The organism is Streptomyces sp. BE20 (genome assembly GCF_036322525.1).
In the GTDB taxonomy this organism is placed as follows: domain Bacteria; phylum Actinomycetota; class Actinomycetes; order Streptomycetales; family Streptomycetaceae; genus Kitasatospora.
Map to the genome: position 1 here is coordinate 1 of NZ_JAQYWW010001029.1, position 306 is coordinate 306.

Sequence of the window (306 nt, forward strand, 5' to 3'; positions counted from 1 at the left end):
AGCTGTTCTGGATGTAGCCGTCGATGCAGGAGCTGCGGGAGATGTCGACCTTGTAGCCGTTGTAATGGCTGTAGGTTCCGGAGGCGTGGCCCACCTCGGTCCCGCCCGTGATGTTGATGGCGCAGCCGCTGGACTGCTTGTGGGTGATGATCGTGCTCACCGTGCCCGAGTTGAACTGTTCGAACGAGGTGCAGGTGGAGTTGGACCGCGTGCTACATCCGCCGCAGGAGCTCCAGCTGATGCCGGCGGTCCTGAACTGGCCGGCCGCCGACGACTGCGACAGCTTGGTACCGCAGGCGCCGGCCC

At 64.7% G+C, this 306-nt stretch carries 1 pseudogene; it reads right to left on the bottom strand.

What is annotated here, in order from left to right:
* A pseudogene (locus PUR61_RS28745) lies at positions 1 to 306 on the bottom strand (hypothetical protein); the annotation flags it as partial.